Source organism: Pseudonocardia sulfidoxydans NBRC 16205, from assembly GCF_007989085.1.
Lineage (GTDB): Bacteria > Actinomycetota > Actinomycetes > Mycobacteriales > Pseudonocardiaceae > Pseudonocardia > Pseudonocardia sulfidoxydans.
Genome location: NZ_BJVJ01000103.1, coordinates 1 through 17,803, shown reverse-complemented (window position 1 = coordinate 17,803; position 17,803 = coordinate 1). Strand labels below are relative to the sequence as shown.

At 73.5% G+C, this 17,803-nt stretch carries 21 protein-coding genes; 2 read left to right on the top strand and 19 right to left on the bottom strand.

Features of this window, described 5'->3' with window-relative positions; genetic code table 11:
- Positions 1-182: hypothetical protein (locus PSU4_RS32040; protein WP_222596423.1), on the top strand; the 182-nt coding region annotated here is incomplete at its 5' end.
- Between the two features lie 293 nt (positions 183-475).
- On the opposite strand, the gene PSU4_RS28205 is transcribed toward PSU4_RS32040, so the two are convergent.
- From PSU4_RS28205 to trmD, 5 genes are all read right to left on the bottom strand, one after another.
- A complete protein-coding gene (locus PSU4_RS28205) occupies positions 476-799 on the bottom strand; it encodes a DUF2469 domain-containing protein (protein WP_013676795.1) in 324 nt (107 codons plus the stop codon).
- Positions 796-1,545, bottom strand: coding sequence for a ribonuclease HII (locus PSU4_RS28200; RefSeq protein ID WP_186817230.1), 750 nt, complete (start codon positions 1,543-1,545; stop codon positions 796-798). Before PSU4_RS28200 ends, PSU4_RS28205 begins: the two co-directional genes overlap by 4 nt.
- 46 nt (positions 1,546-1,591) lie before the next feature.
- Positions 1,592-3,265, bottom strand: a complete 1,674-nt coding sequence (lepB, locus tag PSU4_RS28195; protein ID WP_307724807.1) for a signal peptidase I — start codon at positions 3,263-3,265, stop codon at positions 1,592-1,594.
- 64 nt (positions 3,266-3,329) lie between these two features.
- On the bottom strand, positions 3,330-3,689 hold the full coding sequence (rplS, locus tag PSU4_RS28190) for a 50S ribosomal protein L19 (protein WP_147115115.1): 360 nt from the start codon (positions 3,687-3,689) through the stop codon (positions 3,330-3,332).
- Positions 3,690-3,841: 152 nt separating this feature from the next.
- Positions 3,842-4,615: a tRNA (guanosine(37)-N1)-methyltransferase TrmD gene (gene trmD, locus PSU4_RS28185; protein ID WP_147115112.1), complete on the bottom strand. Its 774-nt coding sequence runs from the start codon at positions 4,613-4,615 to the stop codon at positions 3,842-3,844.
- Positions 4,616-4,662: 47 nt separating this feature from the next.
- Here trmD and PSU4_RS28180 point away from each other — a divergent pair, with 47 nt between their 5' ends.
- A complete protein-coding gene (locus tag PSU4_RS28180) occupies positions 4,663-5,382 on the top strand; it encodes an MgtC/SapB family protein (RefSeq protein WP_147115109.1) in 720 nt (239 codons plus the stop codon).
- A 13-nt stretch (positions 5,383-5,395) separates the two neighbouring features.
- On the opposite strand, the gene PSU4_RS28175 is transcribed toward PSU4_RS28180, so the two are convergent.
- From PSU4_RS28175 to PSU4_RS28105, 14 genes are all read right to left on the bottom strand, one after another.
- Positions 5,396-5,965, bottom strand: coding sequence for a Clp protease N-terminal domain-containing protein (locus PSU4_RS28175; RefSeq protein ID WP_147115106.1), 570 nt, complete (start codon positions 5,963-5,965; stop codon positions 5,396-5,398).
- Between the two features lie 10 nt (positions 5,966-5,975).
- Entirely contained in the window at positions 5,976-6,191 is a 216-nt protein-coding gene (locus tag PSU4_RS28170; protein ID WP_147115104.1) for a helix-turn-helix domain-containing protein, read from the bottom strand.
- 472 nt (positions 6,192-6,663) lie between these two features.
- A complete protein-coding gene (gene rimM / locus PSU4_RS28165; protein ID WP_147115101.1) occupies positions 6,664-7,233 on the bottom strand; it encodes a ribosome maturation factor RimM in 570 nt (189 codons plus the stop codon).
- Positions 7,211-7,450 carry an RNA-binding protein gene (locus PSU4_RS28160; RefSeq protein ID WP_013676804.1) on the bottom strand — a complete coding sequence of 80 codons (240 nt, stop codon included), beginning with the start codon at positions 7,448-7,450 and terminating at the stop codon, positions 7,211-7,213. The genes rimM and PSU4_RS28160 overlap by 23 nt, the downstream gene beginning before the upstream one ends.
- Positions 7,447-7,890 (bottom strand): 30S ribosomal protein S16, encoded by a 444-nt coding sequence (rpsP, locus tag PSU4_RS28155; protein WP_147115098.1) that lies wholly within the window; start codon positions 7,888-7,890, stop codon positions 7,447-7,449. The genes PSU4_RS28160 and rpsP overlap by 4 nt, the downstream gene beginning before the upstream one ends.
- Positions 7,891-8,061: 171 nt before the next feature.
- Positions 8,062-8,793, bottom strand: a complete 732-nt coding sequence (locus tag PSU4_RS28150) for a CPBP family intramembrane glutamic endopeptidase (protein WP_147115096.1) — start codon at positions 8,791-8,793, stop codon at positions 8,062-8,064.
- Between the two features lie 760 nt (positions 8,794-9,553).
- Positions 9,554-10,642, bottom strand: coding sequence for an amidohydrolase family protein (locus PSU4_RS28140; RefSeq protein ID WP_147115091.1), 1,089 nt, complete (start codon positions 10,640-10,642; stop codon positions 9,554-9,556).
- Positions 10,639-12,174: a signal recognition particle protein gene (gene ffh, locus PSU4_RS28135; RefSeq protein ID WP_147115088.1), complete on the bottom strand. Its 1,536-nt coding sequence runs from the start codon at positions 12,172-12,174 to the stop codon at positions 10,639-10,641. Before ffh ends, PSU4_RS28140 begins: the two co-directional genes overlap by 4 nt.
- Positions 12,175-12,184: 10 nt before the next feature.
- Entirely contained in the window at positions 12,185-12,550 is a 366-nt protein-coding gene (locus PSU4_RS28130) for a hypothetical protein (protein ID WP_147115086.1), read from the bottom strand.
- A gap of 9 nt (positions 12,551-12,559) precedes the next feature.
- Positions 12,560-12,898: a P-II family nitrogen regulator gene (locus PSU4_RS28125; RefSeq protein ID WP_147115083.1), complete on the bottom strand. Its 339-nt coding sequence runs from the start codon at positions 12,896-12,898 to the stop codon at positions 12,560-12,562.
- Positions 12,895-15,306 carry a [protein-PII] uridylyltransferase gene (locus tag PSU4_RS28120; RefSeq protein WP_186817229.1) on the bottom strand — a complete coding sequence of 804 codons (2,412 nt, stop codon included), beginning with the start codon at positions 15,304-15,306 and terminating at the stop codon, positions 12,895-12,897. Before PSU4_RS28120 ends, PSU4_RS28125 begins: the two co-directional genes overlap by 4 nt.
- Positions 15,303-15,665 carry a P-II family nitrogen regulator gene (locus PSU4_RS28115; RefSeq protein ID WP_147115078.1) on the bottom strand — a complete coding sequence of 121 codons (363 nt, stop codon included), beginning with the start codon at positions 15,663-15,665 and terminating at the stop codon, positions 15,303-15,305. The genes PSU4_RS28120 and PSU4_RS28115 overlap by 4 nt, the downstream gene beginning before the upstream one ends.
- A gap of 70 nt (positions 15,666-15,735) precedes the next feature.
- On the bottom strand, positions 15,736-16,074 hold the full coding sequence (locus tag PSU4_RS28110) for a P-II family nitrogen regulator (RefSeq protein ID WP_098956398.1): 339 nt from the start codon (positions 16,072-16,074) through the stop codon (positions 15,736-15,738).
- A 5-nt stretch (positions 16,075-16,079) separates the two neighbouring features.
- Complete coding sequence (locus PSU4_RS28105) at positions 16,080-17,462, bottom strand: ammonium transporter (protein WP_281290750.1); 1,383 nt, start codon at positions 17,460-17,462, stop codon at positions 16,080-16,082.
- Positions 17,463-17,803 lie beyond the last annotated feature (341 nt).

Here is a 17,803-nt window from a genome sequence, read left to right as displayed (position 1 = left end):
GGGCGGGCGGGCCGACGCAGGCACGACGTCGTCGCGGTGGCCGCGTCACGGCGGCGATCAGCTACGCCGCGGTCGACCTGGCCGTGGGCGGCTTCTCCCGCCCCGACACGGCCGCCGAGTGGCCTGCCGGCCGCGAGCATCGGGCCGAGCGACGTCGTCGGCGTCGCCGGCGGCCCGCCTGACCCGCAGGGGGCCGAGGAGACCCCGAGCGGCACCGGGTCTACGGCCAGTGCTCCGCGCTGAGGGTCGGGCTGTTACTGGCGATGGTCGTCGGCACGCTCGCCTGGGCACCTACGCGTACGTCGCCCACATCAGCGAGGTCCTGATCATGATCGCCGTGATGGTGGCGCTCCGGGCCGAGCTGACCTCGCGGCGCGGCCACGAACCGGGCACCCGCGAAGACCGCTCGGTGCGCGCCTGACCCGGACTGCGGAACCCGACCCCGTCGCCGAACAGGCGGCGGGACCGGCCCGCGTCAGGAGCCGAACGGTCCGTCGTCGGGCAGCCGCAGGTCGGGCTTGTCGAGCTCCTCGATGTTGACGTCCTTGAACGTCAGCACCCGCACGTTCTTCACGAACCGCGCCGGCCGGTACATGTCCCACACCCACGCGTCGGACATCCGGACCTCGAAGTAGATCTCGCCGTCGGCGTTGCGAGGCGCGACGTCGACCGAGTTGGCCAGGTAGAAGCGGCGCTCGGTCTCCACGACGTAGGAGAACTGGGCGACGATGTCGCGGTACTCCTTGTAGAGGGTGAGCTCCATCTCGGTCTCGTACTTCTCGAGATCCTCGGCGCTCACGACCCGACTCCTCCTCCTGCGGCCATCACCGGGTGTTCCGATGACGTACCGGACCCATTGTGGACCAATACCTGTTCGGCCCCTGCAGCGGCGGCCGCTCCCGCGACGTTCACGAACGAGAAGCGGTGTTCCGCGCTGGGTCCGTGCGTGGTGAGCGCGGCGTCGTGCACCGGGGTGCAGTAGCCCTTGTGCAGGGCGAACCCGTACTGCGGGAGCCGTCCGTCGAGCTCCACCATGATCCGGTCCCTGGTCACCTTCGCGAGCACCGACGCCGCCGCGACGCACGCCGCGACGAGATCGCCCTTGGGCACCGCGAGCGCGGGCGCGCCGAACCCGCGGACCGGGAAACCGTCGGTGAGGACGTAACCGGGCCGCTGCGACAGCCCCGCCACCGCCCGGCGCATCCCCTCGATGTTGGCGACGTGCACGCCGCGCCGGTCGACCTCGGCCGGCGGGACGACGACGATGCAGTGGTCGGCGGCGCGCCGGGTGATGAGCGCGAAGAACTCCTCACGGACCGCGGCCGTGAGGAGCTTCGAGTCGGTGAGGCCCTCGAACCGGGCGGCGTCGGCGGGGCGCAGCACGCACGCCGCGACGACGAGCGGCCCCGCGCAGGCGCCGCGACCGGCCTCGTCGACACCCGCGACGGGTCCGAGACCGTGCCGCTGCAGGGTGCTCTGCAACGTCCAGGTACCCGCGGAGCGCCGGACGATCGCGCGCTCGGGACGCCAGCCGTCGGCCGTCAGCGACTGCGGGACGTATCGGCGGCGTCGGCGGAGGGGGGCCGCCACGTCAGCGACGCCACGGCCGCGGCAGGCGGCGTCGGGGCGACGGCAGGAAGTCGTCGATGTCGTCGACGCCGGAGGACCGGGAGCGCCGTCGGCGGTCGATCGCCAGCGGCAACGTCCCGAGCAGGCCGAGCGCCAGCGGCGGGCCCTCGGGGCCGCCCATGCCGACGGGTTCGGCCGACTGCGGGTCGGGCGCGTGGATGATGCCGAAACGGTCGAACGGCAGGACCTTGAGCCGCGCCTTGCCGATGACGTTCTCCACCGGGACGGGGCCGTGGCCGGCGGCGCGGGAGTCCGAGGAGTTGTTGCGGCTGTCGCCCATCATCCAGAGCTCGCCCTGCGGGACCGTGACCGGCCCGAACGGCACCTGACGTGCAGGTCCGGCCTCGGGAAGGTAGTAGATGTAGGGCTCGTCGAGCGGTTTCCCGTTGACCATGACGCGGTTGCGGGAGTCGCAGCACGCGACCGTCTGCCCGCCGACGGCGATGACCCGCTTGACGAAGTCCTTCTCGTCGGGCGGGGCGAGGCCGATCAGCGACCCGACCTGCTGCAGCCCGCGGGCGAGCGCGCTGCTGGGCACGCTGACCTGCTCGGTGCCCCAGCTGTCGGGGCCGCGGAACACGACGACGTCGCCGGGGGTCGGGTCGGAGAACCGGTAGGTGATCTTGTCGACGAGCACGCGGTCGTTGTTGCAGCCGGTGCAGCCGTGCAGCGTCTGCTCCATCGAACCGGACGGGATGACGTAGACCTTGGCCAGGAACGTCTGGATCAGGAACGTCAGCAGCAGCGCGACGACGATGAGGAGCGGAAGCTCCTTCCAGAACGACGTCTTGCGGCGCCGGCCCGACTTCTGCTTGCCCCCGCCCGGCTTCGTGTCGCCCGAGTACGACGACGCGGGCCGCCCCTCGGGGGACTCCCCCGCACGTCGACGGTGGCGTCCGGGGACGGCGCCGGTCTCGAGGCTGTCGGAGACGCCGTCGGTCGTGTCGCGGACGCGCCGCTCACCGGTCGGCCGCTGCTCACGGGCCGAACGCCGGGGCCGGTCCTCGCGGAGCGGCTCGTCGCGGCGCAGGGCGCGGGGAGCGCGGCCGAGGTCGACGGTCTCGTCGAGCGCTGCGTCGCCGGGGCCTGCGAGGACGTCGTCGGGGACGACGCGGTCGTGCGCCGGCGGGCGGGCAGCGGCGGGCCGGTCGGCCCGGCCGTTGCGGCGCGGGTCGCCGGGAGGCTGCCTGCGCGGACCTGTGGGGGGTGGGCCCGTGGGACGCTGCGGCATCGTGCGGTCGAGGTCGTCGCCACCGGAGGCGTCGACGTTCCGGACCTCGGCACCGCGGGCGTCGTATCCGGGGGCGTCGGCTCCGGGGCTGCCGTGGCCGGGACCACGGCGCGCCGAGGCGCGGCCGTCGTACCCCTGAGGAGACCGGCCGGGGTTGTCCGGGCGACCGTTCTGGCCGTGCCGGGGCGCGGCCTCGGGGGCCCACTCGTCGGGGGTACGACCGGGAGCCTGCCGTGGGGCGTGGCGACCGGGTCCCCCCGCGACACCGGCGTCGGGACCACCGTTCGGCGCCCACCGCTCGTCGGCGGGCACACGGCCCTCACCGGGAGGAGGAGGCGCCGGGTTCGCCGGTCCGTACCGTCGGGGCTGGGCCCGCCGGTCGTCGGGGAGCTCGGGAAGCGCCACGCTCACGAGGCTACGTCACCGCCTGATCACCTGAGGGTGAGGTCGTGTCCACCGCCGGGTGAGCTCACGACGCGGTCGGGGTCTCCCGCTTCTCCTTGATCTTGGCGGCCTTGCCGCGAAGATCACGGAGGTAGTACAGCTTCGCCCGGCGGACATCCCCTCGGGTGAAGACCTCGATGCGGTCGATGTTCGGCGAGTGCACGGGGAACGTCCGCTCGACACCGACGCCGAAGGAGACCTTGCGGACGGTGAAGGTCTCGCGGGCGCCCTCGCCGTGACGGCGGATGACGACACCCTGGAAGAGCTGCACACGGGAGCGCGAGCCCTCGATGACCTTCACGTGCACCTTGAGCGTGTCGCCCGGCCGGAAGGCGGGGATGTCGGAACGCAGGTTCTGTGCGTCCAGTTCGTCAAGGGTGTTCATCGCGCAGGTCCGTCCTCGTCTGATTGCGGTCATGCAGGGGCGCCGCTCCACGCGACTGGGCTTGGCGCCGGGGCTGTCCCGACGCACGTGTCGGGAGCTGGCAACTCATCCATAGTGCCAGACGTCCTTCGCGGGGGTGACACCGGTGGCCGTCAGCCGCCGTCGGAAGGCTCCGACGGCGTGGGCGCCAACGCCTCCAGCAGCGCGCGGTCCTTCTTGTCCAGGGCGTCGGGGGGCAGCGCCGCGAGCAGGTCGGGGCGCCGCGCGACGGTGCGTTCCAGCGCGCGGTCGCGCCGCCAGCGGGCGATGGCCCCGTGGTTGCCGCTGCGCAGCACGTCGGGGACCGGGCGGTCGCGCCACACCTCCGGCCGGGTGTAGGAGGGGCCTTCGAGCAGCCCGTCGGAGAACGAGTCCTCGGCCGCGGACCGCGGGTTGCCCAGCACGCCGGGCAGCAGCCGCGCCACCGCCTCGACGACGACGAGCACCGCCACCTCTCCCCCGACCAGCACGTAGTCGCCGATGCTGATCTCGTCGACGGGTAACGCGTCCGCGTAGTGGTCGACGACGCGCTGGTCGATCCCCTCGTAACGGCCACAGGCGAACACCAGGCGCTCCTCGGCGGCGTAGGCGTGCGCGTCGGCCTGCGTGAAGGGCCGCCCCGCCGGTGTCGGGACGACGAGCCGCGCCGGGCGCTCGTCGGCGGCGAGGACCGCGTCGAGGGCGTCGCCCCACACCTGTGGGCGCATCACCATGCCGGGACCGCCGCCGTAGGGCGAGTCGTCGACGGCCTGGTGGACGTCGTGGGTCCAGTCGCGCAGGTCGTGGACGGCGACGTCGAGCAGGCCGGACCCGATCGCCCGACCGAGCAGCGCCTCCCGGAGAGGCGCAAGGTAGCCGGGGAAGATGGTGACGACGTCGATCCGCACCGGCGGGATCCTCGCATCCGCGTCGGCGGACGAGCCGAGGAGGAGCCGTGTCCGCGTTCTGGTCGGGCGGCGACCAGTGGGAGATGGTGCTGCCCGTCGCTCTCGCCATGGCGCTGACGACGGCCATCGGCCTCGAACGCGAGGCCGGGGCCAAGAGCGCGGGCCTGCGCACCCACACGCTGGTGGGCGTGGGCTCGGCGGTGTTCATGCTGGTGTCGAAGTACGGCTTCTTCGACCTGCTCGGCAACGACCACGTCTCGCTCGACCCGTCGCGGATCGCCGCACAGGTCGTCTCCGGGATCGGGTTCATCGGCGGCGGCCTCATCTTCGTGCGCAAGGACTCCGTCCGCGGCCTGACGACGGCGGCGACCGTGTGGCTGGCCGCTGCCGTCGGCATGGCGTGCGGGGCAGGTCTACCCGTGCTCGCGGTCGTCGCGACCCTCGGGCACTTCCTCGTCACCCGCGGCTTCCCACCGCTGGCCCGGGTGAGCCACCGCTGGCGCGGCGAGCCACCGACCCTGCGCCTGAGCTACGCCGACGGTCGCGGCGTCCTGCGCGCGGTGCTCACCGTCTGCACCGAACGCGGCTTCACCGTGCAGGGCCTGGCGATCGACCGCGAGACGATCGCCGCCGACGGCCAGCGGATCGCGGCCGTCACCCTCGACCTCGAGGGCCGTGGCGACGTCACCGCGCTCGCGGGTGACGTCGCCGAGCTCGCGGGCGTGCGCAGCACCGCGACCGGCCGCGACGAGACGCTCGACGAATGACCCCGGGACCACCTCAGCCGCTCGCCTCCCCGGCCCCCGCACCCGCGACGGCCACCCGCATGTCGTCGAGGGTGATCCCGCGGCGGGCGAGGACGTCGTGCCCGGCGCCCATGCCCGGGTGCAGCAGCGCGAGCAGCAGGTGCTCGGTGCCGATGTGGCCGTGCTTGAGCCGCAACGCCTCCCGCAGCGACAGCTCCATCGCCTTCTTCGCGGTCGCGTGGAACGCCATGTGCCCGCCGCGGCGTTCCCGCTGCCTGCGACCTGCCCGCGTCCGCTCCAGCGCCCCCGGCCCGAACGCCTCCTCGGCCTGGCGACGGACCTCGTCGAGGTCGATCCCCAACGTCGCGAGGGCCTCGGCGCTGGGCTCGCCGGTGAGGTCGACGCCGAGCGCGTCCACGTCGGCGACGATCTCCGCGCGGTCGATCCCCCGCTCGGCGAGCAGCCGCAGCGCGAGCGAGTCGGGCACGGAGTAGAGCCCGAGCAACAGGTGCTCGGTCCGGATCGCGCTCGCCCGCCGGTCGCGGGCCTCCTCCTGCGCGGTGACGACAGCTCGTCGCGCACCGGTGGTGAACCGTTCGAACATGGCCGTCCCCTCAGTAGCCGTAGCGGCGGTACTTCTTGTGCACCGCCTGCTTGCTGACCTGCAACACCTCCGCGATCTGCTGCCACGACCAGCCCTGGTCGCGCGCATTGCGCACCTGCAGCTCCTCCAGTGAGTCGAGCAGCCCCCGCAGGGAGGCCACCGCCACCAACCCGACGGCCGGGTCCCGGCTGGACGCCGCCGCCGCGACACTCGTCGCATCCGTCATGTCCGTCAACTTACGTTGACGAGAGGGTGGCGTCAACCTGAGTTGACGACGGGAGGCGTGCCGCGGCCGAGCCGAAAAACCGCGCGCAACCTCACTGCTGTCCCGGCGCCGGAAAACAGCAGTGAGGTTGCGCGCGGTGGTCCGCAGTGCCCGCGTCGGCGGCCGCGGAGCCGCCCGGCCGCGCCCGGCCGCGGAGCCGGCCGGGCGCGCGCAACGTCAGCGTTCCCGATACGCCCGCCGACGACAGCCAGGTTGCGCGCGACCCATGGCACGCAACCCCAGCGTTCCCGAAACGCCCACCGACGACAGCCAGGTTGCGCGCGACCCATGGCACGCAACCGCAGCGCTGTCCCCGCGCCCGGGAACAGCGCTGCGGTCGCGGCCGCGCGTGCGGGGCGGACCCCGCAAGACGGCGAAGGGCCCGCCGGAGTCCGGCGGGCCCTTCGTCGTGCGCGGGTCAGTCGTGCGCGGGTCAGGGGTCGAACAGGCCCTCGGGCGGGTCGAGCACGACCCGCCCGGCGTCGAGGTCGACGACGGGCACGATAGCGGTGACGAACGGGACCAGCGCCTCGGGCAGGTCGGGGCGGGTGAGCACCAGCAACTCCCCGCCCGGCCCGTGGGCGATCTCCTTGACCGTCCCGACGACCGTCCCGTCCTCCAGCTCGGCCCGAAGGCCTTCGAGCTGGTGGGCGTGGAACTCGTCGGGGTCGCCGGTGGGCGGGAGATCGGCCGCGTCGACGAGCAGCCGGATCCCGCGCAGGGTCTCGGCGGCGTCGCGGTCCGCGGCCTGGGCGAACGTCACGAGCAGGCGCCCGGAGTGCGGACGCGAGGACACGACGGTCAGCGTCGGCGGTACGGGCGAACCCGTCGGGCGGGCCCCGGGAAGCGCGACGAGCTCGGCGCCGGGGGCGAACCGCTCCTCGGGGGAGTCGGTCCGCACCTCGACGACGAGCTCGCCACGAAGTCCGTGCGGCCGCACGACGACACCGACCAGCAGACGGGCCGGCCCCGGCGCGGTGCTACCTGTCGGTGTCGACGACATCGACCCGCACGCCCCGGCCGCCGATGCCGCCCATGACGGTGCGCAGTGCGGTCGCGGTGCGTCCGCCGCGGCCGATCACCTTCCCGAGGTCCTCGGGGTGCACGCGCACCTCGAGGGTCCGGCCACGGCGGTTGGTCACCAGGTCGACCCGCACGTCGTCCGGATGATCGACGATGCCGCGGACCAGGTGCTCGAGAGCGTCGGCCAGGACGCTCACGACTCGGTCGACTCAGCCTCGGCCGCGTCGGCCTCCTCGGCCTTCGGGCGCTTGTCGGCCTTCTTCTTCGGCGTGGTGGCCTCGGTGGTCGGCTCCTCGCCGGCGGCCGCGAGGGCGGCCTGGAACCGGGCGAGCTTGTCGACCTTCTCGGGCTGCGGCTTGAGGGTGCCCTCGGTGCCGGGGAGGCCCTTGAACTTCTGCCAGTCGCCCGTGATCTCGAGCAGGTGCTGCACCGACTCGGTCGGCTGCGCGCCGACATCCAGCCAGTACTGCGCGCGCTCCGAGTCGATCTCGATCAGGCTCGGGTCGTTCTTGGGGTGGTACTTGCCGATCGTCTCGATCGCCCGTCCGCTGCGCCGGGTACGGGCATCGGCGACGACGACGCGGTAGTACGGCTGACGGATCTTGCCCAGCCTCATCAGCTTGATCTTGACGGCCACGCTTCCAACTGCTCCTCGCGGATCGGTGCTGCTGCGATGAGTCGGCGCTGCTCGCGTGGGGTTGCGGGCTGCGCGTCACTCGACGTCTGCGGTCGCGGCACGGTGAGAGGGGCCGACCACGGGACCGATCGGCCATTCTGCCAGACGCGTCACCCGACAGGTACGCCCGGGTCAGACCGCTCCCGGCAGCGCACCCGTCAGCGACAGCGCCAGTGCCACCGCGGGGAGCAGGTTGTTGATCTGGTGGGCGACGATACTGGCCGTCAGGTTGCCCGTCAGCGCGCGCGCCAGGCCGATCGGGATCGCGACGATCAGCAGCAGCGGCGTGCGGGTGAACTCGAAGTGGGCGAGGGCGAAGATGATCGTCGTCAACGCGAAGGCGACCCACCGGTTGGCGCCGTGCTTCTCCATCGCGCCCCACAGCAGGCCGCGGTAGACGACCTCCTCGCAGAAGGGCGCGACGAGCGCGACCAGCGCGAACACGAGGAACGCCTGGGCAGGGCCCGCGGTGAGGTTCTCGAAGACGTCGCCGACGGCGGAGCTGGCGTTCTCAGGCCCGATGATCGCCATGTAGATGAGCGCCGCGGGGATGCTGAGGACGAGCCCGCCGACGCCGAAGGCCACGCCGAGGCCGACGTCGCGCCAGGAGAAGCGCAACCCGAGGTCGATGGCGGGGCCGTTGCCGCGGACGATCGTGATGACGATCGCGACCGTCGCCGCGCAGAGGGTCGGGAGGCCGAGCAGGACCGCGACGGTCCAGACGCCCGGCGCCGAGCCTCGGACGAGCAGCCAGCCGAGCAGGGCGGAGACGCCGAGGAAGACGCCTTCGACCAGCAGGTAGGCAGGGAACCCCCAGCGATGGGGCTGACGGGGTTCGGGGGTCCCGACGGGCGGTGCGCCCATCGGGAGCGGCGGAGGTCCGATGACGCCGGGTCCGACGCGCGGAAGACCGTCCGGCCCGGGCGGCCAGGCCCCGGCCGGGACGCTCGGACCGGAGCCGGGATACGACGGGGCGGGATACGTCGGCCCGGGATACGACGGCCCGGGATACGACGGCCCGGCGTACGGCGGGCCCGGGTACGGCGGCCCCGGGTACGGACCGGAGGCGTAGGGGCCCGGCAACGGCGGCCCCGCATACGGCGACTGCCCCGCATACGGCGGCTGCCCCGTGGACGGCGGGGACGCGGACGGCGGGGACGCGGACGGCGGGAGCGCGGACGGGGGCGCGGACGGCGGCGCAGGAGGCTGCTCGGCCACGGGCTCCGGCGCCGTCTCCTTCGCTCCGGAACCGTCGGTCGCGCCGGGATCGACCGGCGCACCGTCGGCCGCGGACACGGCCGCGGGAGCTGCCTCGGCGAGCGGGGGCTCGGAGGTCGCAGAGGAGCCGACCGTGAGCGGCCCGGGGAGTTCGGGTACGGGCCGGGGCTCGCCGTCCGGTGATCGCACGACTCGACGCTACCTGCGTCGGGGCCCCCGGGGCTGCCGGGCGCCCACGATCGGCGGAGCGCTCCCCCGGCCGGGGGAACGGTCGGGAGGGTGTCCTGCAGCTCCGGCCGTGGCGGGCGGCGTCCAGGTGGTGTCGGCGACACCGGGGTCGCATCGACGGTTGTGTCGACGTAGCTGGCTGGGCGTCGCGCAGTGGGTCCGAGCTGTCTGCGCGCTCCTACGCCGCGGCGTGGACGACGCGGCCGCGCAGCACGATCAGGACCGGTTCACGCAGGGCGGTGAGGTCGGCATGCGGGTCGTCGCGGTAGACGACCAGGTCAGCGGACGCGCCGGGGTTGAGCCCGGGGCGGCCGAGCCACTCCCGCGCGGCCCAGGACGCGGCGCCGAGGGGGTCGGGGTGCCCGGCGGCGGCGAGGGCGGTGATCTCGTCGGCGATGCGTCCGTGCCGGATGCCGCCGCCCGCGTCGGTCCCTGCGAAGATCGCGACCCCGGCCTCGGCGGCCCGGCGCACGACGTCGCCGGCGGTGCGGTGCAGGTCCCGCATGTGGGCGGCGTAGGTCGGGTAGCGGGTGGCGCGGTCGGCGATCTCCGGGAAGGTGTCGACGTTGATCAGCGTCGGGACCAGGGCCGTGCCGCGGCGGGCCATCTCGTCGATGAGCTCGTCGGTGAGGCCGGTGCCGTGTTCGATGCAGTCGATGCCGGCGCCGATGAGCCCGGGCAGGGCGTCGGTGCCGAAGACGTGGGCGGTGACGCGGGCGCTCGCGTCGTGCGCGACCCGGATGGCCTCGGCGACGACGTCGTCGGGCCAGAGGGGGGCGAGGTCGCCCTCGGCGCGGTCGATCCAGTCGCCGACGAGCTTGACCCAGCCGTCGCCGGCGGCGGCCTGTTCGGCGACGGCGTCGGGCAGCAGGGCGGGGTCGTCGAGGTCGACGGAGATGCCGGAGATGTAGCGCTTGGGGCGGGCGAGGTGGCGGGCGGCGCGGATGATCTCGGGGAGGTCGTCGCGGGCCTGCAGCGGCGTGGTGTCGACGGGCGAGCCGCAGTCGCGGATCAGCAGCGTGCCGGTGTCGCGGTCGGTGACGGCCTGCTCGGCGGCCTCGTCGAGGCTGACCCCACCGTCGGGACCGAGCCCGACGTGGCAGTGTGCGTCGACGAGCCCAGGCAGGATCCAGCCGCCGTCGACGAGCGTCTCCGCCCCGGTGCTGCCCTCGGCGGCGATGCGACCGTCGCCGTCGATGTGGATCTCGGCGGTCTCGCCGTCGGGGAGCAGGACGCCACGGAGCCGGTACCCCGCCGCGGCGGTCACGGCTTCTTCTTGCCGAAGTTCAGCTTCGACGGGTCGAACCCGGGGGGCAGCTGGTCGAGACCGCCACCGAAACCGGGCGGCAGCTGCTGCAGGCTCGGCGGCAGCTGCGACATGTCGGGGAACCCCGCGGGCTTGCGGGCCTGCGTGGGGCCCTTGCGGCCCTTGGCGTTCTTCTTGCCCTTGCGCGTCTTCGACACCCGGCGGGCCGCCGCGCCGCCGAAGCCGAACTGGCCCGCCATCTGCTTCATCTGCTTGCGCGCCTCGAAGAAGCGGTTGACCAGGTCGTTGACGTCGCTGACCTGGACGCCGGAGCCGTTGGCGATGCGCAGCCGCCGCGACCCGTTGATGATCTTCGGGTTGTCGCGCTCGGCGGGGGTCATGCCGCGGATGATGGCCTGCAGCTTGTCGAGCTGCTTGTCGTCGACCTGGGCGAGCGCTTCCTTCATCTGCGCCGAGTTGGCGCCGGGGAGCATGCCCAGGATGTTGCCGATGGGGCCCATCTTGCGGATGGCGAGCATCTGGTCGAGGAAGTCCTCGAGGGTGAGCTCGCCGCTGCCGATCTTGTCGGCGGTGACCTGGGCCTTCTCGGCGTCGAAGACCTGCTCGGCCTGCTCGATGAGGGTCAGCAGGTCGCCCATCCCGAGGATGCGCGAGGCCATCCGGTCGGGGTGGAAGACGTCGAAGTCCTCGAGCTTCTCGCCGTTGGACGCGAACAGGATCGGCTGGCCGGTGACCTCGCGGACCGACAGCGCCGCGCCACCGCGGGCGTCGCCGTCGAGCTTGGTGAGCACGACGCCGGTGAAGCCGACGCCGTCACGGAACGCCTCGGCCGTGGTGACGGCGTCCTGGCCGATCATGGCGTCGACGACGAACAGGGTCTCGTCGGGCCGCACGGCGTCGCGGATGTCGGACGCTTGCTGCATCAGCTCGGCGTCGACACCCAGGCGGCCCGCGGTGTCGACGATGACGATGTCGTACATCTTGTCGCAGGCGTGCGCGACGCCGCGGCGGGCGACGTCGACCGGGTCGCCCACACCGTTGCCGGGTTCGGGCGCGAAGGTGACGACGCCGGCGCGCTCGCCGACGATCTGGAGCTGGTTGACCGCGTTGGGGCGCTGGAGGTCGCAGGCGACGAGCAGCGGGGTGTGGCCCTGGCCCTTGAGCCAGCGGGCGAGCTTGCCGGCGAGCGTCGTCTTACCGGAGCCCTGCAGACCCGCGAGCATGATGACGCTCGGCGGCTCCTTGGCCAGCGCGATGCGCCGGGTCTCGCCACCGAGGACCGAGATGAGCTCCTCGTTGACGATCTTGACGACCTGTTGCGCCGGGTTCAGCGCCTCGGACACCTCCGCGCCCTTCGCGCGCTCCTTGATCCGGGCGATGAAGGCTCGCACCACGGGCAGCGCGACGTCCGCCTCGAGCAGCGCGATGCGGATCTCGCGCGCGGTGGTGTCGATGTCGGCCTCGGAGAGCCGGCCCTTGCCGCGGAGACCGGACAGTGCCGCGCCGAGGCGATCGGAGAGGGTGTCGAACACCCCTGCGAGCCTACTTGGCGACGGCGACGGGTGTGGTGTCCACCTGCAGGCCGCGTGCCGTGTCGGCGCGGTCGACCACACGGACCGAGGTCCAGACGCTGTCCTCGGCGCCGCCGCGCAGCCGTTCGGCCAGGCCTTCGGAGTCCCCGACGTGGCGGGAGAAGGCCTCGGTGCGGACGGCGCGACCGCGGGCGTACTGGCCGCGCAGCGCGTCTGCGGGGTGGGCGTCGACCCAGAGCAGGTGCGGGCCGCGGCCGGTCAGCCGGGCCAGCGCGCGGACGGCCCGGCGCAGGCCGGGCCGGGTCGCGCGCGGGTCGTCCGCGGATCGTGCGCGCGGGTCGTGAGTGGCGATAGTCGCTATAGCGACTATCGCCACTCACAGGGGTCACAGGGCGTCGGGGCCGCGCTCCCCCGTCCGCACCCGCACCACGGTGTCGACGCGTGTCGTCCAGATCTTGCCGTCGCCGATGCGCCCGGTCCGCGCGCCGGCGACGATCGCGTCGACGACCCGGTCGGTGTGCTCGTCCTCGACGAGGACCTCGATGCGCACCTTCGGGACGAAGTCGACGGAGTACTCCGCACCCCGGTAGATCTCGGTGTGGCCCTTCTGTCTGCCGAAACCCTGCGCCTCCGAGACCGTCATCCCGAGGACTCCGAGCCGCTCCAGCTGGGCCTGGACGTCGGCAAGCGCGAAGGGTTTGACGATCGCGGTCACGAGCATCATGTCGGCTCTCCCGGGGTGGGGCGGGCCGCGGCTGCGCCCGCGGCGGTCAACACCGCATGTTCCACCGCGGCGCGCCGGTCGGCGGCGAGGGCCCCACCCGGGCCCGGCCCGGACACCCCGAAGGAGTCGACGACGGACGCGCCGAGCGTCGACACCCGGGCCCAGCGCAGGCCCAGCCCGCACTCCTGTTCCAGCGCCGACGCGACCCGGTGCAGCAGCCCGATCCGGTCGGTGCCGCGCAGTTCCAGGACGACGCCGCCGCTGGCCTCGTCGTCGAACCACAGGACCCGGGGCGCGGGGGCGTCCGGGTCGGGATGTGCCGGCGCGTAGTCACGTTCCTTGCGCGCCAACGCCTCCGGCAGCGACAGCGAGCCCGCGACGACGCGGACGAGGTCGCTGCGCACGAGCGCCGGATCGGGCATGGAACCGAACCGGGGCGTCACGGTGAACTCGTGGACGACGACGTCGCCGGCCGCGTCGGACACCGAACGGATCTCCGCGGCGTGGACCTCCAGGGAGTGCAGGGCGAGCACCCCAGCGGCCGCGGCGAGCGTGCCTGGTGCGTGGGGCATCGCGACCGCGACGGCGGCGGGCCGGTCACCGGTGATGCTGACCTGCGGTTTCCCGTCGGCACGGACGGCGGCGGCGAGCGCGCGGGCCTCGGCGCCCAGTTCCGTCGGCCGCGGCAGCGGCTCCCCCGCCATCAATGCCCGGGCCCGCCGCGCGAGGTCGCCGATCAGCCGCTGCTTCCATGGGCTCCACACCCCGGGTCCGGTGGCGAGGGAGTCGGCCTCGGCGAGGGCGGCGAGCAGGTCGAGCAGCAGTGCCGACGTCCGCCCACCCGCGCCGCCGAGGGTGTCGACGACCCGTTCGACGGTGGCCGGGTCGTCGAGGTCGCGGCGGGTCGCGGTGTGCGGCAACAGGAGATGGTGACGGACCAGCTCGCCGAGGACGTCGACGTCGGCGGCCGGGAAGCCGAGCCGGTGCCCGATCTGCCGGGCCAGGTCGGCGCCCACGACGGAGTGGTCGGCGCCGCGGCCCTTCCCGATGTCGTGCAGCAGCGCTCCGACGAGCAGCAGGTCGGGGCGGCCCACGCGGGTCGTCAGCCGGGCGGACTGTGCGCACGTCTCGACCAGGTGCCGGTCGACCGTCCACACATGGGCGCGGTCGCGGGGCGGCAGGTCGCGCACCGCGCCCCACTCGGGCAGCAGCCGCCCCCACAGGCCGGTCCGGTCCATGGCCTCGACGACGTCGATCATGCCGCGGCCGGTGCCCAGCAACGACAACAGCTCGCCGAGCGCGTCGCGCGGCCACGGCTCCTTGAGCTCCGGCGCGGTCTCCGACAGCCGGTGCAGCGTCGAGGCCGCCACCGGCAGCCCGGTCCGTGCGGCGGTCGCGGCGACCCGCAGCACGAGCGCGGGATCGCGTGCCGCGCTCGCGTCGCGGGCCAGGACGACCTCGCCCATGTGTTCGACGACGCCGGAGTCGAGCGGGCGGCGCACCGGCGGGCGGCGCAGCGCCGCCAATCCCCTGCGCGGCAACGCCACCCGCGCCGAGCGCAGCCCCACCTCGGCGGCGAACGCGACCGCCCGCGCCGCCCCCGACAGGGCCCTGGCCAGCTCGAACCGGTCGCCCAGCTCCAGGGTGGTGGCGGCCTCGTCGGCGTCCTGGGCGCGCAGCACGTCGCGGGCGCGGCCGGCGAGGCGGTGCAGCTCGGTGCGGACGTCGAGCAGGAGCATCCGCGCGGCGGCGACGTCGGCGGCCGGGCGGTCGAGCAGCTGGGCCGCGGCGAGCGCGTCGATCAGCTGGACGTCGCGCAGCCCGCCGTGCCCGTTCTTGAGGTCCGGTTCGACCCGGTGCGCGACGTCGCCGTTGCGCCGCCAACGGTCGGCCGCGCCGTCGGCGATCTCGTCGAACCGGCCGCGGACGCCCGAGCGCCACGCCGTCCGGACGGCGGTGTGGACGCGGTCGGTCAGCTCGCCGTCGCCCGCGATGTGGCGCAGCTCCAGCAGTCCGAACGCGGCCCGCAGGTCGGTCGCCGCGACCTGCACCGCCTGGCCGGGAGTGCGCACCGAGTGGTCGAGCCCGATCCCGGCGTCCCACAGCGGGTACCAGATCTGCTCGGCCAGGTGGTCGACGTCGGTACGTGCCTCGTGCAGCAGCACCAGGTCGAGGTCGGAGTGCGGCGCCAGCTCACGACGCCCCAGGGCCCCGACCGCGGCCAGCGCGATCCCCGATCCCGTGCCGCCGATCCCGATGGCCGCCGCCCGTCCGGCGAGCCAGAAGTCGTGCAGGTCGACCAGCGCGGTCCGCAACGCCTCCGGCGCGAGCCGCCGCCTGCCGTCGACCGGTTCGAGCAACACCCCCCGGGCCTTGACCAGGTCCTGCGCCGAGGCCGGTCCCGTCACCGTCGACCACCCCCCACGTCCTCGGCCCCCACGTCCTCGGCCCCCGCGGTGTCCGGCCCGCGCGCCCAGGCCAACCGCGACACCCACACCTTGCCGTCGCCGATCCGGCCCGACCGCGCGGCCCGGACCACCGCCTCGACGACGGGCTCCGCCATCGCGTCCTCCACGACCACGTCCACCCGGACCTTCGGCACGAAGTCCAGCCGGTAGTCGGCACCCCGGTACACCTCGGTGTGGCCGCCCTGACGCCCGAACCCCGACACCTCCGCGACCGTCGTCGACTCCACGCCCAACGCTGCCAGCGCGGCCCGCACGTCGTCGAGCGCGAAGGGCTTGACCACGGCCGTCACCAACTGCATCCCCGCTCCCTCACCGACGGACCGGGGCCCGCCGCACCGGTGTGCGACGGGCCCCGGACGTTCCCACCTGTCAGATCGCGTCGGTGCCGCGCTCGCCGGTGCGGACCCGGACCACCGACTCGACCGGCGTCGTCCACACCTTCCCGTCACCGATCTTGCCGGTGCGGGCCGACTCGATCACCGCGTCGACGACCTTCTCGGCCAGCGCGTCGTCGGCGACGACCTCCACCCGGACCTTCGGCACGAAGTCCACCGAGTACTCCGCGCCGCGGTAGACCTCGGTGTGGCCCTTCTGCCGGCCGTAGCCCTGGACCTCGCTGACCGTCATGCCCAGCACACCGATCTGCTCCAGCGCGCCCTTCACGTCCTCCAGCACGAACGGCTTGATGATCGCCGTGACCAGCTTCATCGCCCTCAGCCCTCCTTGCCGGCGGTCGCGTGGACGCCGGTCGTGTCCGAACCGGGTGCGGCGTCGGGCCGCGGGGTGCCCAGGCCCCCGCCGCCACGCAGGCCGGCGAAGTCGTAGCCGGTCTCCGCGTGCTCGCTCTCGTCGATGCCCTGGACCTCGGCCTCCGGGCTGACCCGCAGACCGAAGACCGCCTTCACGACGTACGCGATGACCAGGCTGACGACGAAGCTGAACGCCAGCACCGCGAACCCGCCCACCGCCTGGCGCCACAGCTGGTCCAGCCCGCCGCCGTAGAACAGGCCGTCGACACCCGCGGGGGCCGACGAGGTGGCGAAGAAGCCGACCAGGATCGTGCCGACGAGACCGCCGACCAGGTGCACGCCCACGACGTCGAGCGAGTCGTCGAAGCCCAGGCGGTACTTCAGGCCCACAGCCAGGGCACACACCACACCGGCGATGGCGCCCAGCGCGATCGCGCCCAGCGGGGAGACCGCCGAACACGACGGCGTGATCGCGACCAGACCGGCCACCACACCCGACGCCGCACCCAGGCTCGTCGGCTTGCCGTCACGCAGCCGCTCCACCAGCAGCCAGGCGAGCATCGCCGCAGACGTCGCCACCAGCGTGTTGACGAACGTGATGCCGGCGACACCGTTGGAACCGACCGCCGACCCCGCGTTGAAACCGAACCAGCCGAACCACAGCAGACCGGCGCCGAGCATGACCAGGGTCAGGTTGTGGGGACGCATCGGCTCCTTCGGCCAGCCACGCCGCTTCCCCAGGACCAGGCACAGCGCCAGCGCCGCCGCACCCGCGTTGATGTGGACCGCGGTACCACCGGCGAAGTCGACCGCCTTGAGCGAGTTGGCGATCCAGCCGCCCGTCTCCGCGGTCCCGCCGTCGAAGGAGAACACCCAGTGTGCGACGGGGAAGTACACGATCGTCGCCCACAGGCCCGCGAAGACCAGCCACGGACCGAACCGCAGCCGGTCGGCGGCGGCACCCGAGATCAGTGCGACCGTGATGATCGCGAACATCGCCTGGAACGCGGCGAACACCGTCGCGGGGATCGTGCCGACCAGCGGGATGTCGACCGCGGGCCCGCCGTCCGTGGCGAGGTACGTCCCGCCGAACAGGCCCTGCAGGCCCGCGAACTGGGCCGGGTTGCCCAGCAGGCCGCCGCCGACGTCGTTGCCGAACGCCACGGAGTAGCCGTAGAGCACCCAGAGCACGCCGACGAGGCCGAGCGAGGAGACGCTCATCATCATCATGTTCAGGACGCTCTTGCTGCGGACCATGCCGCCGTAGAAGAACGCCAGCCCTGGTGTCATGAGCAGCACCAGCGCGGAGCTGGCGAGCATCCATGCGGTATCGCCGGTGTCAGGCACGGAACTCCCTCCCGTCTACGCCGCTCGTGGTGCGGCAGGTGACGGAAATACTCGGAGTGCCGTGTTTCGCCGGGAGCCGCCGAAGGTTTCGCGACGGTGAACGGACCGCCCGACCGCGTTACAACCGGATTACCGGGTGGCGGGGCTCACCCGCGGGAGCCGGCCGACCCGCGCGCAACCTCACTGCTGTTTCCGGGCGCCATGACGACCGTCAGGTTGCGGTCGACATCCCGCGCGCAACCTCAGCGCTGATTCCGGACGCGGCGACGACCGTCAGGTGCGGCCGACACCCCGCGCGCAACCTCACTGCTGTTTTCTCGCGCCGGAACAGCGGTGAGGTT

Excerpts from the sequence above, each read along its gene's own strand:
- rplS (WP_147115115.1), bottom strand. The coding sequence starts at position 3,689 with ATGAACACCCTTGACGAACTGGACGCACAGAACCTGCGTTCCGACATC.
- PSU4_RS28175 (WP_147115106.1), bottom strand. The coding sequence starts at position 5,965 with ATGTTCGAACGGTTCACCACCGGTGCGCGACGAGCTGTCGTCACCGCG.
- PSU4_RS28170 (WP_147115104.1), bottom strand. The coding sequence starts at position 6,191 with ATGACGGATGCGACGAGTGTCGCGGCGGCGGCGTCCAGCCGGGACCCG.
- rimM (WP_147115101.1), bottom strand. The coding sequence starts at position 7,233 with ATGTCGTCGACACCGACAGGTAGCACCGCGCCGGGGCCGGCCCGTCTG.
- PSU4_RS28150 (WP_147115096.1), bottom strand. The coding sequence starts at position 8,793 with ATGGGCGCACCGCCCGTCGGGACCCCCGAACCCCGTCAGCCCCATCGC.
- PSU4_RS28125 (WP_147115083.1), bottom strand. The coding sequence starts at position 12,898 with ATGATGCTCGTGACCGCGATCGTCAAACCCTTCGCGCTTGCCGACGTC.
- PSU4_RS28115 (WP_147115078.1), bottom strand. The coding sequence starts at position 15,665 with ATGCAGTTGGTGACGGCCGTGGTCAAGCCCTTCGCGCTCGACGACGTG.
- PSU4_RS28110 (WP_098956398.1), bottom strand. The coding sequence starts at position 16,074 with ATGAAGCTGGTCACGGCGATCATCAAGCCGTTCGTGCTGGAGGACGTG.